Raw genomic sequence first — 15,622 nt, forward strand, 5'->3', positions numbered from 1 at the left:
TGCTAGCGTCCTCCCGTCCGTGCGGCGCCGCCCGCGCCGCGGCTGTGCTTAGGCTCCAGTTTGATCATCAGGAACAGAAATCCTCCCAGCATCACCACCGTAATGCCGCCGGCGATCTGCAATATGCGCGAGATGATTGCCCCATATTTCCCGGTGCGTGGATCGTAGTGATAGCAGTAGAGCAGCAACTGGTCGACCACCGTTCCGGTGCGTCCCTTGGACGCTTCCACCATCCCCAGGCGCAGGTCCTTGGGCGAGTACTCAACTCCGTAGTAGTACTGGGCGATCTTGCCCTGCGGTGTCAGCAGCATCAGCGCGGTGGCGTGCGCGAATTGCTGGGTTCGATCGTCCCATTGGTAATGAAATCCCACCGCTTGCGTGAGCGCTGAAATCGCGGGCTGTTCGCCGGTCAGAAAATGCCAGCCTTGCTCCGCGCCTGGACGCCCGTAGCGCCGCAAGTAGGTCGTCTTTTTCGCCCGCGCCAGGTCCGGCTTTTCGCGCGGATCGAAGCTCACCGTGACCACTTCGTATTCCTTGCCGATGTCGAACGTCAGCACCGAGAACGCGCTCACCATTCCGTTCATCACTTCCGTGCACAGCATGGGGCAGTCGTAATAGACCAGCGCCAGCACCACCGGCCTTCTGCCGAAATAGTCGCCCAGCTTCACCGCACGGCCGCTTTCATCCTTGAACGGCAAGTCCAGGGGCACGGCCGAATTCAGTTTCTGCTCGATTTCGATGTTGCTCAGGATTTGCGGCGGCGGCGTCGCCGGCTTCACGATTGGGCCTGCCATTCCCTGGGCCAGGGCGACCGACGCCGCCAGCAGGCAGCCAAGAGCCGCCCCTGCTTTCGCAACCGCTTTGACCGCGCGATTCACAGTCGCTCCTCAATTAATTTGTCAATTCGCCAATTCTGCATCACTGGTTGCCTTTGGGTTCGGTGCCGCCTCCGGCGCCGGCTACACTTCCGTCACCGCTGCCGAACTGCGCTCGCGGTGGCAGTACTGGTTGCGGCCGCACCTGCAAAGTGCCATTGGCGACCGCGTCAATCGCCTGCTCGATGGCGATCCGTCCTCCTTCGGAGGTGTTCAGTTGCTGCTCGACTGTGGCGCGGAACTTGTTCAGGTCCGCCACCGGATCGGGTTGCAACTGCGGCGCCGGAAAATGTTGCACCGGATCGCCCTTCGCACCCGCCTGCCACGACGGCGTGACAATCGCCGCGTTGCGCGGCACCGGCGTCAACTGGTTATGCGCAAAAAACCGCAATGCTCCCCACAGCACCAGGTGAATGCCGATGATCGTAATCGCCAGCGTGATGAGGAAGTAGACGACGGCACGCGCGCTCAGGTCGCTCCGGTCGTACATTGTCTCCGGATGGCTTGCCTGTTCGAGCGGCATCCCGTGTTCCGGCTCCCTCGATTTGTCATTTGCCTCATTCATGTTGCTTTGCCAACGCGGCGCGGACGTGCGGATCGTGCAGCACGAGCAACGGCCGCCGCCTCAAGTTCCGGAAGAAATATGCCAGCCAGAGCGCCAGCATTGCGATCGGAATCACCGCGTCCAGCCAGCTGTAGTGGAAACTGGCGCGATGAAAATTCGGCTCAATGTTCCAGTGCAGATCCAGGTAGCGCATCAGGACCAGCCATCCTGCAAGCCATGCCAGCTTTCGCGAATTCTGCTTGAACGGCCGCGACAGCAACAATGCGAACGGCACCGCGAAATGACCCACGATCAGCAGCAACCCGACCGCGCCCCAGTCGCCCTTGATTCGGTCCGCGAACCAGTGAATTTCCTCCGGCAAATTGCCCGACCACACGATCAGCCACTGCGAAAAACTGAAGTAGGCCCACAGCATGACGAAAGTCAGTATCAGGTTGCCGTAATCGAGAAAATTCTTCGTTTGCAGCACTTCGTTCATGGGCTCGCGGGACCCCAGCACATTGGCGATGATCACCGCCAGGCACATCGCGATCAGCCCCTGGCCAACCACGAAGATCAAGCCATAGATTGTGGACGTGAATGCCGGCTCCAGTGACATTACCCAGTCGATGCTCGCAAACGTGAGCATCCACGCGTAAATCACCAGGCCAGCCCCGCTCAGCGCCCGGAACCGGACATCAAATGCGCGTTCCGGCGGACGGTCCTGGAGGTCAGACCACGCCAGCAGGTGATAAGCAAGGATTCCCCATGCGACGAAGTACACAATGCCGCGCAGCAAAAACATGTTCGGGTTCAGATACTGTGCCGCCTGGTGGGCAATGTGCACGCTGTGCTTGATCTCCTCGGGGTCTGCCCATGGATAATTCAGGTGCAGGTACGCGCTGAGCGCAACCGGGATAAATGCTGCCGCCGTCATCGGCAGAGTGGCGATGGCCGCCTCCCAGATTCGCCGGACGGGGATGCCCCAATCGCCGCCCGTCAGGTGCCAAACCATCAGCAGCGACATCGGCCCCAGCGTCAACCCCAGACACAGCATGTAGGCCAACAGGTACGAATGGAACGCCTGCCGGGGCTCGATCACGAACCCAATTACCGAAACGGCGGAGAACACCAGGCCCGCCAGCAGCGCGCGCCGCTGCAATCCCGCCACCATAGGCGGCGCGGCGAAGTTCGAATTGTCATTTCTCATGCGCGGGTCGATGGTCACTTCTTCCTCTCCGGCACGCCCGGGCCTGCGCCCGGCGGCAAAGTTGCCCCGCTCGGCGCCGTACTGGGTATCTGCACCGGCGAACCCGGCTGGGATGCCGGCGCTGCTATCGCTGTCTGGCTCGCCTGCAGCGCTCGTATGTACGCCGCAATCGCCCAGCGGTCCCGCGAGTTCACCTGCGCCGCGTAATCCGGCATGGCCCCGAATCCATTGGTCATGACGTCATAAAAATGTCCGAGCGGGGCCTGCCGCAACCGCTGCTCGTAAAACGACGGCGGGCGCCGGAATCCGCGCTGCACGATCATTCCGTTGCCGTCTCCCAGCTGCGAATGACATGGGGAGCAATAAATATTGAAGCGCTCACGCCCGCGCTCCAGCACTTCGCGCGTTGCCGGAAACGGCATCATGTTTCCCGGCTGGCCGTTCACCATCCCACTGAAGAAATAGGTGTCGTCGCGCAATTGCCCGCGCGCGATCGTGTTCGGCGGCGGGTTTCGCGATGCGCGTCCATCCTCGAAAAAATCGCTGTGCGCCAGCGGCAGATACTTCGGCTGCACGTGCATGTCATTGCGGCATGCGGACAGCATTGCGCAGCTCAGAGCCGCAAGAATCAACAAGGCGATCCTCCGGCCGAGAGCATTGCCGAACTGCCGAATTGCAGAATTGCCGAACTGGCACGCCGGCACGAGTGCGTTTCCGCAATTCCGCAATTCTGCAGTTCCGCGATTCTTAAGACGCGCGCGAATTTGAACGTGTGCCCTAATGCGGCACCTCCGTGATCGTTCGCGGACCCAGGCCGGCCAGAAACCTGTATGTCGCCTCGCGATCGAATTTCGGATCGGCTGCTTCAATGCACAGGAAAAACTTGTCTCGCGACGCGAAGCCGAAGCTGGGCACGTTGAATAGCGGGTGATACGGCAAGGGCAGGCCGTTCAGCGCCAGCATCCCGAACGCTGCCGCCAGGCCGCCGAACAGCACCGTCATCTCGAAGCACACCACGATGAATGCCGGCCACGAATGCAGCGGCCGCCCGGCCACGTTGACCGGGTAGCTGATCACGCTGACCCAGTACTGCAGCGCGTACGCCGTTACCAGCCCCAAAATTCCTCCCACCAGGCAGATCAGCGCCACGTTGTCCTTATGAAACCCAATTGCCTCGCTCAGCCCCTCGACTGGAAACGGGCTGTAGGCGTCCATCTTGCGGTAGCCTTGCTCGTGCGCCTGGCGCGCCGCGACCACGATCTCGGTCGGCGTGTCGAATTCCGCCACCAGCCCATAGATCGGCGCTCTCATGACTCAGACTCCAGCGGCACCTTCACCTCCGATGAGGGCAGCAGGTGCTTCATCTCGGCGATGGATATCATCGGCATGACGCGGATAAACAGCAGGAACATGAAGGCGAAGAAGCCGATCGTGCCAATGAATACCGCCCAGTCCCAGCGCGTGGCGGTGTAAATGCCCCACGAGGACGGCAGGAAATCTTGCGCCAGGCTGGCCACTACGATCACGAACCTCTCCAGCCACATCGCCACCAGCACGACCAGGGAAACCAGCCACAGCAGCTTCGGCGTGAACCGCACCTTGCGCGTCCACAGCACGTTGACGAATCCGACGTTGATCGCGATCAGCACCCAGTACGCCACCCGATACGGACCGTGCATGCGGTTCCAGATCATGTGCTTGTCATAAAAATTGCCGCCGTACCACGCCATGAAGGTTTCCATGATGTAGCCATAGGCCACGATCAAGCCCGTCGCCAGCATGACCTTGGCGCAGTTGTCCAGGTGCCGGTCGGTGATCATGTCTTCCAGGTTGTAGACCGCGCGGATGGGGATGGCGAGGATCAGTACCATGGCGAATCCGGAGTAAATCGCGCCCGCCACGAAGTACGGCGGGAAGATGGTGCTGTGCCAGCCGGGCAGGATGGCGATGGTGAAATCAAAACTGACCACGGTGTGCACCGAGAGCACCAGCGGCGTGGCTAATCCTGCCAGCAGCAGATACGCCGTTTCGTAGCGATGCCAGTGCCGCGCCGAACCGCGCCAGCCCAGCGCCAGCACCGCATAAATCGTACGCGCCGCCCGGTTCTGCGCGCGGTCACGCAGCGTCGCCAGGTCGGGCACCAGCCCGATGTACCAGAACACCAGCGAGATCGTGAAATAGGTCGAGACCGCGAAGACGTCCCACACCAGCGGGCTGCGGAACTGCGGCCACACCGTCATCGTGTTCGGATACGGAAACAGCCAATAAAACAGCCATGGGCGGCCCAGGTGCAGCAGCGGGAACAACCCCGCCTGCATGACCGCAAAGATCGTCATGGCCTCGGCGAAGCGGTTAATGGAATTGCGCCAAGATTGCCGCAGCAGCAGGAGGATGGCCGATATCAGCGTGCCCGCATGTCCGATTCCGATCCACCACACGAAATTCACGATCGCGAATCCCCACGAGACGGGATGATTCACGCCCCAGATGCCCACACCGCGGTAGAGCAGGAACCCGATGGCGTAGAACAGTATCCCGGTCATCAAACCCGCCAGCCCGACGCCCATCAACCATCCCACCGGCGTCTGCTTGGTCAGTACGATGGAACTGATCTTGTCCGTGATCGTGGCGAAGGTGTGGCCCGGTTCCAGCACCGGCGGCCGTCCATGCCGAACTTCCATCGCCTCGACTGGATCTCTTGGTTCCATTAGAAGTGTTGCTCCGGCTGCTCTCGCCTGATGGCTTCCGGAATTTCAGGGTTCGGGTTGAGCACCGCCGCCATGTACGTCGTACGTGGGCGCGTGTTCAGTTCCTCGAGCACGCCGAAGTTCCGTGGATGTTCCTTGAAACGGCGCACCGAGCTGTTCGGGTCGTTGATGTCGCCGAAAATGATGGCGTTGGCCGGACAGACCTGCTGGCACGCCGTCAGGATCTCCTGATCGCGCACGCGCCGGTCCTCCTCCTCGGCGGCAATCCGCGCTTTGGTGATGCGCTGCACGCAGTACGTGCATTTTTCCATCACGCCGCGGCTGCGCACCGTGACTTCCGGGTTGCGCACCATCTTGAGCTGCGGCGTGTTCCAGTCGTTGAAGAGCAGGAAATTGAACCGCCGCACCTTCCATGGGCAGTTGTTCTGACAGTACCGCGTGCCGACGCAGCGGTTGTAAACCATGTCGTTCAGGCCCTCGCTGCTGTGCACCGTGGCGCCCACCGGGCATACCACCTCGCAGGGCGCGTCCTCGCACTGCATGCACGGCAGCGGCTCGTAGTACATCCTCGGATTGGCGGGATCGCCTTCGAAATATCCATCCACCCGCAGCCAGTGCATCTTGCGACCGCGCATCGTCTGTTCTTTTCCGACCACGGGAATGTTGTTCTCCGCCTGGCATGCCACGATGCACGCGTTGCAACCAACGCAGGAGTTGAGATCGATTTCCATCCCCCAGGCGTATTCGTTGTACTGGTAGTTCGGATACAAGGTATCCGTGCGCGGCGGCGCAAAGTTATTTTGGTGCGCGAAACCGGGATTCTGCTTGTAGGTGGCAACTGTCGCCGAGCGCACGACGTTGCGCCCTTCCAGCATCTGGTATCCCTGCAAGGACGCCAGCCGGTAGGTCGCGCCGGTCTTGGTGATCTTTGCCCCGCTGCCGAAGCTGGATGCGTCGGAGAACCGCACTTTGTAGGCGTTGAAGCCTTTGTCGCTGGCGGTGCGTCCTCCGCGAGTACGTCCGTAGCCGAAGAACACGGTCAGCAGGCCATCAGGTTGGCCGGGCTGCGGCCACAGCGGCGCTTCCACCTCCCGGCCACGGTAGTTCAATTTGACCACCGTTGCGTCCTGTCCTTCTTTCACGCCCAGCTTCTTCGCGTCCGCCGGGCTGATGTTCACCACGTTGTCCCAGGTCAATTTGCTGACCGGCTTTTCCAACTCCTGCAGCCACCCGTTGTTGGCATAGCGCCCGTCGAAGATGCAAGGATCATGACGGAACGCGATTTCGAACTCGCCATTCGGTGAAGTGGGGGGCGCCGATATAGCCTGGAACGAGAACGTTGTCACCTTCACCGGCTTGGGCGTCGATTCGGTGCCAGCCATGAACCCATCGTGCACCGCTTGCTGCCAGAAGCCTTCGAAGTCGTTGCCGGAATACTGTGACTTCCAGTACGCGCGCACCAGCTCGTACGACGATGTATCCGGCTGGCCATTGAATACGGCCAGCACTTCGTGCGCGCTGCGCCCGCCGTAGAGCGGCGCGATCAGCGGCTGCACGACGCTCACCATGCCATTCAACGCGCGCGTGTCGCTCCACTCCTCTAAGAAGTGGTTTGCATTCACGTGCCAGTGCGTGTACACCGAGGTCTCGTTCTGGTAGAGCCCGTGGTGGATGCGCAGCGGCACTTTGCCCATGGCGGCTTCAAAATTCAGGTCGGCGGGCGCGTCAAACACCGGATTGCCGCCAAGGATCAGCAGCAACTGCACCTTCCCGGCGTTCATGTCCGCCACCAACTCCTTGATCGACTCTGCCTGGCTCACTGCGCCTTCCACAATCGGATCGGTGTAAAGCACGGTGGCGCCCGCCGCGCCCAGCGCCTCGTTCATCGCATGCGCCAGCGCATGCACCACCGGCGGCTGGTATTCGCCTGGAATGACCACCGCCCTGCCGCGGTGCTGCTGCAGATCTTTCCCTACCGCATCCAGCCACTTGTTGACCTCTGGCGGAATCAGGTTTTCGGGGTTGACGCGGTCGGTTGCAGCGCCACCGACTCCCACCTTCGCAGCCAGCACGCGCGCATACCACGCCACCTCCGACGCGCGCACCGGCAACCGGTGGTCGGCCTTGAAACCTGACGTGGTCGGCGTGCTCTCGATGGCGTAAGTGCGATTCATGCCGGCAGGGTGATCCGGGTTGCGCCGCTTCGCCCAATCGCGCGTGTGCATGGTGAAGCCGGGAAATCCGCTGCTCAGGAAGTCGGCATCGAGCGCCACCACGACATCAGCGTTCTCCAGCAGGTATCGCGTTTCCACCTGCTGCCCGAAGGCCATCTGCGCTCCGCCGCGCGCGCCGTCGCGATTCACCGCCTCCCATTGGTGCCACTTCATTTCCGGAAAATTCTTTTGCAACGAGCGAATCTGCGCCAGCAGGGTCGGCGACGACACCGATTGCGTCAGCAGCCGGAAACCGCTCCCGCCGGTTGCCTTCTGCGCCGCGATCGGTCCCTGCATCGCGCCGATGAACGAGGACCACGGCTCGACCTCGCCACCATACGTGCTCGTCTGCGAGCGGTCCGGATCGTACAGGTCGAGCAGCACCGCTTGCGCATAGACATCGGTTGCGCCCTGGCTCACCGGGTGCTCCGGATTGCCTTCCAGCTTGGTCGGCCGTCCTTCGTTGCTGCGTGCCAGCAGCGGTTGCGCGTACCCGCCCAACTCCATTGCCGTCGCGAAAAACAGCGGCCTTCCGGGGATGATTTCCTCCGGCTGCCGCACGTACGGAACTATCGTTTCCACCGGCAGCTTGGTGCACCCGGCCATCCCGGCCAGCGCCAGCGAGGCGCTCATCAGCTTCAGGAAATTCCGCCGCGACACGTCGCCGCCCACCCACTCGCTGGCCTGCCGCGGAAATTCGCGGTGCAGCATCTCCTCAAAAGCCTTGCTGCCCGCCAGTTCTTCCAGGCACCGCCAGTATTGCGGCCCCTTCGCTCCTTCCAGCTTCGCCCGCACCTCTTCCAGTTCGAGCCGCTGGTGCGAAGCGCCATGACACACGGCATCCCGCGCGTCGTGTTTGAGGTTGTGGCGGCCCGCCGGCTGAATCTGTATCAGCCCCTCTTGTTTTTCTTCTTCTCGCATCATTCTTCCCATCGACTGTTGACTGCCGACAATCAATCGACTGTCTTTTCAGCGATGACACGTATTGCAGCTCGTACTGTCGTTCACGCTGCGCAACCGGTACTTCGTCTTCAAGTACGTTCCCAGCGCCATCTGGTCGGTGAACTTCTTGCCGTCCATTTCCAGCGGCTTCTCCCCACTTGGCGGCTGGTATCGCATGTTGAAAATTTCAGCCCTCGGCCGCAGAAACTTTTCCGGGGCCCGATGGCAGTTCAGGCACCACTCCATCTGCAGCGAGTTTTCCGCATACATCAACGGCATCCGGTCCACCGGCCCGTGGCACGAGGCGCAGCCCACGCCCTTGTTGATGTGAATGCTGTGATCGAAATAGACGAAGTCCGGAACCTGGTTGGCGCGCTGCCAAACCAGCGAATTGCCCGAGCGGAAACTCTCGCGGACCGGCGCCAGCATCTCGGCGTTGGTCCAGATTTGCGCGTGGCAGTTCATGCATGTCTTGGTGGGAGGGATGCCGGCAAAACCGGAAACCTCCACCGAGGTATGGCAATAGCGGCAATCAATGCCCAGTCCACCGACATGGTGCTGGTGGCTGAACGGCACCACCTGCTCCCGGGCCACCCCCCGCCAGCTCACGTAGGGCGAGCGTTGCATCTGGGCGGCCACAAAAAAAAACGCCGCCACCGCGATCACGGATAGCACGATCGACAGCCGCGAAATCGTGTTCGTGCTGCGATGGAATACCTGGGCCATCTAAACGCCCGATCCTCGCCCTGAGTTGCTGGTTGACGTCACTGTTTGTCGCGACTCACGTCAAGAAAACTTGAAGTGTAACATATCGTTCCACGACCAATTTCTGCCGCGAACCGCCCGAGACCCCAAATCGCCAAATGACCGGAGTTGACGCCGCCCTTGCCCGTGCCGGGCTAGTCGGCGCCCTGGTGCACCTTAGGAGAGCCGTGGCCCCTCTTGCCCTTACCCCTGTTGTATCAACCGTAGCGAAATAAAAATGACCGGGTACTTTCAATACCAGTTAACAGCCGATGCGCGCTGCGCATCCTACGGTTGTATTGACGCAGATGAACAAACCCGCCCGCGCGCACCAAGAAAATTTCATTCACTGTGCCGCAGCCAAATCACTCGGCGGGCGGCTGCGCAAGGAAAGAGGCTCTGCATGACCGCATCCGATGTTCTCGTGGAAAAACTTATCGATTGGGGCGTCGAATTCGTGTTCGGCCTTCCCGGCGACGGCATTAACGGCATCATGGAAGCTTTGCGCCAGAAGCAGGACAAGATCCGCTTCATCCAGGTGCGCCACGAAGAGTCTGCCGCCTTCATGGCCTGCGGCTATGCCAAAATGACCGGGAAAATCGGCGTCTGCTTGGCCACCTCTGGTCCCGGCGGAATTCACCTGCTCAATGGCCTCTACGATGCCAAGCTCGATTACCAGCCTGTCCTGGCCATCACCGGCCTGCAGTTCAGCGACCTGATCGGCACGCGCACCCAGCAGGACGTTGAACTCGACAAGCTCTTCATGGACGTCTGCGTCTACAACCAGCGCATCATGAAACCGACGCACGTGGAAAATGTGGTCGAGTTGGCCATGCGCACCGCTCTGGCGTATCGCGGCGTCGCACACGTCACCATCCCGGTGGACGTGCAGGAAGAGTCGTATCACCCGAAGCAGGCTTCGAAGCGCAATATCCAGCATCACGTCTCCGACGTTTTTGCGCGCTCGGCGCGAGTGCCCGATGCCGCCGACCTGCGCCGCGCCGCGGAGATCCTGAATGCCGGGAAGAAAATCGCGATTCTGGCCGGCCAGGGCGCGCTGCACGCCACCGACGAGCTCGAACAAACCGCCGAAACGCTCGGAGCGCCCATTGTCAAAGCCCTGCTTGGCAAGGCGTGCGTGCCCGACGACAGCCCATATACCACCGGGCCCATCGGCCTGCTCGGAACGAGTCCGTCGCAGGAAGTCCTGGAGGACTGCGACACGCTGCTCATCGTGGGCAGCAGCTTCCCTTATATCGAGTACATGCCGAAGCCGGGACAGGCGCGCGCGGTGCAGATTGAAATCAATGCGGCCAACGTCGGGTTGCGCTATCCCATTGAGGTGGGGCTCGTTGGCGACAGCCAGAGATCGTTGCGTGAACTTCTGCCCATGCTCAAGCGCAACGAAAACCGCGATTTCCTCAAGCAGGCACAGGACGGAATGAAGCAATGGTGGGAGTTCATGGACCGCCTGGCGGCTGTCGATACCAAGCCGATGAAGCCGCAAGTAGTCGCGGCCGAACTTGGCAAGCGCCTCCGCAACGACGCCATCACCACCTGCGACAGCGGCACCATCGCCACCTGGTGGGCGCGCCACATTCCATCCAAGCGCGGCCAGAAGCATACGCTGTCGGGGAACCTGGCAACCATGGCGCCGGGGCTTCCTTACGCACTTGCGGCGCAACTCGCGTATCCGGAGCGGCAGGTGGTCGCCTTCGTCGGCGATGGCGGTTTCAGCATGCTCATGGCCGATTTCGTTACCGCCGTGAAGTACCAGCTGCCGATCAAGGTCGTTATTATCAAGAACAACTATCTTGGCCAGATCAAGTGGGAGCAGATGGTGTTCCTGGGAAACCCTGAATTCGGCGTCGATCTTGCTCCGATTGACTTCGCGATGTTTGCCCAAGCCTGCGGCGGAGCCGGATTTAGAGTGGACGATCCCAGGCTCTGCGGCGACACGATGGAGAAATTCCTGAACGCCCCGGGGCCCGCGGTGCTGGAAGCTGTCGTAGATCCGCTCACCGCGCCCATGCCTGGAAAAATCAATGCCAAACAGGCGCTGCACTTCGTCGAGTCGCTGGCCCGCGGAGAACCGAAGGCAACCGAAATCTTCGCCACCGCGATGAAAGACAAGGCGCGCGAAATCATTTAGCGTGATCAAGGATCAGCGGTGATCGGTTGCGTGTACTCGCGTGCCGGTCACCGTCGGCCGACCACCGCTGGCCATGCCCTCACTGCACGTTCATCACCAGCAGCTTGCGCTCGGTCATTTCCTCGATCGCGTATTTCAATCCCTCGCGGCCCATGCCGGAATCCTTGACGCCGCCGTAGGGCATCTGGTCCATGCGCCAGGTGGGGATGTCGCCGGCGATCACGGCGCCGACCTGTAACTCCTCAAACGCACGGAAGATCAGCCGCGCGTCCCGTGTGAACAGGCCCGCTTGCAATCCCCAAGGCGAGTCGTTGAGGCGGCGGAGAGCGTCGGCAAAATCATCGTACGGTTCCACCGTCACCACCGGCGCAAAAACTTCCATGCAGTTCACACGCATGTTCGGGCGGGTTTCGGTCAGCACCGTCGGTTCCACGAACGAGCCCTGGCGATGGCCTCCGCAGAGCACCTTCGCGCCCGCTGCCACGGCTTCCTCGATCCATTCCGTGGCGCGAACCGCGTCGGCTTCGCGGATCATCGGTCCGACATCGGTCGTGGCGTCCAAGGGATCGCCGACCTTCAGCTTTTTCGCGCCGGCGACCAGGTGTTCGGTGAACTCGCGGGCCGCCTTGCGTTCGACGAAAATTCGTTGCACCGAGATGCAGGTCTGGCCGGCATAGCCGAAGCCGCCGGCAACACAGCGTTCCGCGGCAAGCTTCAGGTCGGCGTCGCCGTGCACGATGCAGCCGGCATTGCCGCCCAGTTCCAGCACGACGCGCTTCTTGCCGGCTTTTTTCTTCATTTCCCAGCCGGCGGCGGTGCTGCCGGTAAAGGTAAGCAGCTTGATGCGCTCGTCAGTGATCAGCGGCGCGGCATCGTCGTTGCGGAGCGTCAGGACATTGAGCGCTCCGTCGGGCCATCCTGCCTGCTGCACCAGTTCCGCCAGCATGAGCGCGCTGAGCGGGTCCTGCGGCGGCGGCTTCAGCACCATAGTGCAGCCGCAGGCAATGGCCGGCGCTACCTTGTGCGCGACCAGGTTCAGCGGAAAATTGAATGGCGTGATCGCCGAAATCGCGCCAAGCGGAAAGCGTTTTACGATTCCCCAACGTCCGGTCGCGGCCGGCGCGGTGTCCAGCGGCAGTACTTCGCCCTGGATGCGCGTGCTCTCTTCGGCCGCGATGTGGAAGGTGGAAATGGCGCGCTCCACCTCGGCGCGCGCCTGCTTCAGCGGCTTCCCCGCCTCCCGCGCCAGCACCTGGGCGAACTCTTCGCGGCGTGTAGTCAAGCCACCGGCCACGGTACGCAGCACTCGCTGGCGCTCATAGGCTGGCAGTCGGCGCGTGGTCTCGAAAGCCTTTACCGCAGCCGCAATGGCAGCTTCAGCGTGCTTGCGCGTGCCGTATACGACGGTCCCGACTACTTCGCCATCGAAGGGCGCGCGGATTTCGTGCAGCTCACCGTCGCTAATCCAGTGTCCGTCGAGGAAGAATCCGAAGGTTTTGACAGAAGTCAGTGTGGTACTCATGGGGAAGATTCTAGTCCTGTTGGCAGGTTGTCGGGGCGCCGAGGATTACCTTTGGTCGATGACTACACGCCGCATCTTTTTTCCCACGCGCACGATCAATGGTCCGGGGAAAGTCACAAAGATCATCCGTGGTTGCAAGACTACCTTGTCTGCGACGCGAACCGCACCTTCCTTGATCTTCCTGGTCGCATCCGTACCTGACGGGGCCAGCCCGGATTGGACGAGCAGACGGTCGAGTTTCACGCCAAATTGTTTTCGACCCATCCCGGGCCCTGCTAGGTCAGCGTCTTCCCCTATTCTGTATTCCACAGCGGAATATGGAACCGTCACCGTTTCCACGTCCTCCGGCACTTCGTCGCGCTGGAACTGGCGGGCCCAGTCCTCCTCGGCCTGCTGCGCGGCCGGTGGAGAATGGAAGTCGCTGACAATGCGGCGCGCCAGATCTTTTTTCAGCTGCATGGGATGGGCGCGGCCGGCAGCCGCATCGGCCTTCATGCGGTCAATCTCTTCGGCGCTGACGTCGGTGAGCAGTTCGTAGTAGCACCACATGAGCGCATCGGAGATGGACATCACCTTGCCATACATCTCCAGCGGCGCTTCCGTGATGCCGATGTAGTTGCCGTAGGACTTCGACATCTTCTGCACGCCGTCGAGACCTTCGAGTAGCGGCGTAGTCAGCACCACCTGGGAAGGCTGGCCGTGCGCGCGCTGCAGTTCGCGCCCGACCAGCAGGTTGAACTTCTGGTCGGTGCCGCCGAGTTCGACATCCGCTTCGAGAGCGACAGAGTCATATCCCTGCGCCAGCGGATAGAGCAATTCGTGCAGCGCAATCGGCTTCTCATCGTGGAAGCGCTTGTGAAAGTCCTCGCGCTCCAGCATCTGAGAGACGGTGTACTTGGCGGCCAGGCGAATCCAGCCTTCCGAGCCGAGCTTGTCGAGCCATTCACTGTTGTAGCGGATCTCGATCCGGCTGGGATCGAGGATTTTGTGCGCCTGCGCAAGGTAGGTGGTCGCATTCTGGTTGATCTGCTCGCGCGAGAGCGGCGGGCGGGTGACCGAGCGCCCGGTCGGATCGCCGATCATGCCGGTGAAATCCCCGATCAGGAAGATGACGGTGTGGCCCATGTCCTGGAAATGTTTCAGCTTGCGCAGAACGACGGTGTGGCCAAGATGGAGGTCGGGCGCGGTGGGATCAAGACCGATCTTGACGCGCAACGGCTTGCCGCTATCCAGGGACCGCTTCAGTTTGTCGCGCAGTTCGTCAACGCGGATGATCTCCGCCGCGCCTTTCTTGATGTACGCGAGTTGTTCGTCAACGGGACGGAATTGCGGCATCGAGAAACTACTTTACCGCAGAGGACGCAACGGAAGAAATCGGCCACTGATAAACAGGATGAACACAGCTGATCCTGACTTGATTTTGTAATCGATTTCGGGTTCGCGATCGGTGTTTATCGGCGTGTATACAGCGGCTAGTTCTTTCCCGTCGATCCAAACCCGCCCGCCATGCGCTTGGATTGTGCCAGGTCGTCAACCACCACGACTTCGCCGGTCAGCACCGGATAAGGAATCAGGTTGGCAATCTTGTCGCCGGCATGGATGGTGACCGGCCAGTCGCCCATGTTTTCCATCAGCACCCGTATTTCACCGCGGTAACCGGCATCAATCACGCCGCCGGTCAGCACCAGGCGTTTGGCCGCCATGGAAGATTTGTCGCGCAGCAACGCTCCCATGGCACGGCCCTTCTCGTCGCTGACCTCAATGGCAATGCCGGTGGAGACGATGGCGTGATCGCGGGCGGGGATGGTGATGTCAGCGGCGGCGAAGAGGTCGTAACCGAGGTCTTCGCCGGGGTGAGCGACGGCGGGGGCTTTCGCGGTCGGGACGAGGAGTTTGACTTTGAGCATGGATGATTGCCGGTGGTCGCGGCCATTAGCCATTGGTAATTGGTCGTCGATCGGTGGTCGTGCCAAAAATGCCCGTCGTTTAAGGCGGATAGCTAATCAGCAATGGCTAATGGCTAAGAGCTATCGCGGAATCGGTACGGCTGCGGCGAAGGCCCTCTGCTGCACCACGCGGCGTCCGACGATATCGTAGTTGCCGCCCAGAATGATGGTGATCGCTTCCGTGTAGGCGATGTGCTCCTGCTCGAGGATGCGGGCAGCCAGAGTATGGTCGTCGTCGGTATCGAGCACCGGCACGGCACGCTGCACGATGATGGCGCCATGGTCGAGGTGCTCATCGACAAAATGCACGGTGCAGCCGGAGACCTTTACGCCGTACTCCAGCGCCTGCTTTTGCGCCTCCAGGCCGGGAAATGCCGGCAGCAGGGAGGGGTGAATATTCAGAATGCGGTTGGGGAAGGCGCGGATAAACACCGGCGACAGCAGGCGCATGTAGCCGGCCATGCACACCAGGTCAACCTGTTTTTCATTGAGCGCGGCCACGACCTCGGCGTCGTGCTCCTCGCGCTGGCGTCCTTTGCTGGGAATGACGCGCGCGTCGAGGCCGAGTTTGCGAGCGTGCTCGATGCCGGCTGCCTCCGTGCGGTTCGAAATGACAATCGTGATTTCCGCGTTGATGCGGCCTTGCTTCACCGATTCGGCGATGGCGGCGAAATTGCTCCCTCGCCCGGATAAAAGGATGCCGAGTTTCTTCTGCTGGGGCATGACGTATATTCTTTCATCCTCCAGGGTAATTCGAAGCAAGAAA

Annotated in this window: 13 protein-coding genes; 1 reads left to right on the plus strand and 12 read right to left on the minus strand. The window is 61.3% G+C overall.

All coding sequences use genetic code 11. From position 1 onward, the window contains the following. Positions 1-2 precede the first annotated feature (2 nt). The 8 genes from VFI82_08485 to VFI82_08520 all read right to left on the minus strand — a co-directional run bounded on the left by VFI82_08485 (position 3) and on the right by VFI82_08520 (position 9,218). Positions 3-878, minus strand: a complete 876-nt coding sequence (locus tag VFI82_08485) for an SCO family protein (protein ID HET7184711.1) — start codon at positions 876-878, stop codon at positions 3-5. Between the two features lie 40 nt (positions 879-918). Further along, entirely contained in the window at positions 919-1,398 is a 480-nt protein-coding gene (locus VFI82_08490) for a hypothetical protein (protein ID HET7184712.1), read from the minus strand. A gap of 34 nt (positions 1,399-1,432) precedes the next feature. Beyond that, positions 1,433-2,647 (minus strand): hypothetical protein, encoded by a 1,215-nt coding sequence (locus tag VFI82_08495; GenBank protein HET7184713.1) that lies wholly within the window; start codon positions 2,645-2,647, stop codon positions 1,433-1,435. Then, positions 2,644-3,234 carry a cytochrome c gene (locus tag VFI82_08500; GenBank protein HET7184714.1) on the minus strand — a complete coding sequence of 197 codons (591 nt, stop codon included), beginning with the start codon at positions 3,232-3,234 and terminating at the stop codon, positions 2,644-2,646. Before VFI82_08500 ends, VFI82_08495 begins: the two co-directional genes overlap by 4 nt. 172 nt (positions 3,235-3,406) lie before the next feature. Continuing rightward, positions 3,407-3,940: a DUF3341 domain-containing protein gene (locus tag VFI82_08505; protein HET7184715.1), complete on the minus strand. Its 534-nt coding sequence runs from the start codon at positions 3,938-3,940 to the stop codon at positions 3,407-3,409. Beyond that, positions 3,937-5,337 carry an NrfD/PsrC family molybdoenzyme membrane anchor subunit gene (gene nrfD, locus VFI82_08510; GenBank protein ID HET7184716.1) on the minus strand — a complete coding sequence of 467 codons (1,401 nt, stop codon included), beginning with the start codon at positions 5,335-5,337 and terminating at the stop codon, positions 3,937-3,939. The genes VFI82_08505 and nrfD overlap by 4 nt, the downstream gene beginning before the upstream one ends. Beyond that, positions 5,337-8,471 carry a TAT-variant-translocated molybdopterin oxidoreductase gene (locus VFI82_08515; GenBank protein HET7184717.1) on the minus strand — a complete coding sequence of 1,045 codons (3,135 nt, stop codon included), beginning with the start codon at positions 8,469-8,471 and terminating at the stop codon, positions 5,337-5,339. The genes nrfD and VFI82_08515 overlap by 1 nt, the downstream gene beginning before the upstream one ends. Before the next feature lie 48 nt (positions 8,472-8,519). Next, positions 8,520-9,218: a cytochrome c3 family protein gene (locus VFI82_08520; protein ID HET7184718.1), complete on the minus strand. Its 699-nt coding sequence runs from the start codon at positions 9,216-9,218 to the stop codon at positions 8,520-8,522. 421 nt (positions 9,219-9,639) lie between these two features. Here VFI82_08520 and VFI82_08525 point away from each other — a divergent pair, with 421 nt between their 5' ends. Further along, positions 9,640-11,388, plus strand: coding sequence for a thiamine pyrophosphate-dependent enzyme (locus tag VFI82_08525; protein HET7184719.1), 1,749 nt, complete (start codon positions 9,640-9,642; stop codon positions 11,386-11,388). A 79-nt stretch (positions 11,389-11,467) separates the two neighbouring features. On the opposite strand, the gene VFI82_08530 is transcribed toward VFI82_08525, so the two are convergent. From VFI82_08530 to purN, 4 genes are all read right to left on the minus strand, one after another. Continuing rightward, positions 11,468-12,910 carry an aldehyde dehydrogenase family protein gene (locus VFI82_08530; GenBank protein ID HET7184720.1) on the minus strand — a complete coding sequence of 481 codons (1,443 nt, stop codon included), beginning with the start codon at positions 12,908-12,910 and terminating at the stop codon, positions 11,468-11,470. A gap of 45 nt (positions 12,911-12,955) precedes the next feature. After that, positions 12,956-14,245, minus strand: coding sequence for a tyrosine--tRNA ligase (gene tyrS, locus VFI82_08535; GenBank protein ID HET7184721.1), 1,290 nt, complete (start codon positions 14,243-14,245; stop codon positions 12,956-12,958). 137 nt (positions 14,246-14,382) lie between these two features. Then, a complete protein-coding gene (gene dut, locus VFI82_08540; GenBank protein HET7184722.1) occupies positions 14,383-14,817 on the minus strand; it encodes a dUTP diphosphatase in 435 nt (144 codons plus the stop codon). A 120-nt stretch (positions 14,818-14,937) separates the two neighbouring features. Further along, on the minus strand, positions 14,938-15,618 hold the full coding sequence (gene purN / locus VFI82_08545; GenBank protein HET7184723.1) for a phosphoribosylglycinamide formyltransferase: 681 nt from the start codon (positions 15,616-15,618) through the stop codon (positions 14,938-14,940). Between the last annotated feature and the right edge of the window lie 4 nt (positions 15,619-15,622).

It is taken from the genome of Terriglobales bacterium, assembly GCA_035691485.1.
Taxonomy (GTDB): domain Bacteria; phylum Acidobacteriota; class Terriglobia; order Terriglobales; family Acidobacteriaceae; genus JAIQGF01.